Source organism: Nitrososphaera sp. AFS (genome assembly GCF_009898475.1).
Lineage (GTDB): Archaea > Thermoproteota > Nitrososphaeria > Nitrososphaerales > Nitrososphaeraceae > Nitrosopolaris.
This window is the reverse complement of sequence record NZ_QURE01000049.1, coordinates 9,814-10,631: the sequence shown is the minus strand read 5'-3', so window position 1 is coordinate 10,631 and position 818 is coordinate 9,814. Positions and strand designations below refer to the sequence as shown.

The window sequence follows — 818 nt, the reverse complement described above, 5'->3', positions numbered from 1 at the left end:
TATCTTATTTCCTAACAATTTTCAGTTATAGTTATAGGTGTAACAAGTCGACCTCTCTGGTACTAGTATGGAAGCGACGCCAATGCCACTGAGCAGACCAAAAAAGAGGGGAAATCCACACCTGGCTGCTACCTACTCACACTCCCTTATGGAACAGTTGCACATACAGCTATGACAGAAAACGCCTGATTGGTATCTGTCGTAGGATTAAATTCATCTGCTATCCAGCCGATGGGAGTTGGCCCATTATTACCCTCTACTATATGCGGCAATGACTGTACGAATTGTAGACTTTGGTCACCAGATTCAGTGCCCTGGCCTCCGTAGCCACGCTCCCAGCAGGACAGTCTACACTAGATCTCATAACCTTTCCTGGTGGAACAGTAACCAACGGTCCCACCTTTGTAACAACAACTATAGACGGTACTGCTCCTAGACGTAATGCAGCTGACAGTTTAGAGATTTGAGTGCTTTGAGCTTGTACTTCACTTTTCAATATGCCCAGTTGAGTTAGTAGGGCCGTAATATGCCCACTTGCAGTCTGTGCGTATGTAACGCCTGTGCTATTTGGTACAACCAGCAGACTAAATAGTGCAATGATGCTTGTCATTGTAAAGATTCTCAATCTTTTTTCAAATCTTGGATAGTACTTGTTGTTCATAATTTCGTACCATCATCCTTTTAGATAAGCATTATGCTGCAATAACCAACAATGTTTTATGCTTAGTAGATCGAAAAATAAGGCAGTTTCAGACTGAATTACTTTTTACTTTATGATGACTCGGCCAAAAGGATATGAAAACGTGTTCCCGACAATT

The 818-nt window shown here is 42.1% G+C and carries 1 protein-coding gene; it reads right to left on the bottom strand.

The genetic code is table 11. The features are described 5' to 3' along the window. Positions 1-259: 259 nt before the first annotated feature. Complete coding sequence (locus DYY65_RS06930) at positions 260-661, bottom strand: hypothetical protein (RefSeq protein ID WP_236561714.1); 402 nt, start codon at positions 659-661, stop codon at positions 260-262. Positions 662-818: the final 157 nt, after the last annotated feature.

Coding starts and splice junctions, on each gene's coding strand:
- DYY65_RS06930 (WP_236561714.1), bottom strand. CDS start 661: ATGAACAACAAGTACTATCCAAGATTTGAAAAAAGATTGAGAATCTTT.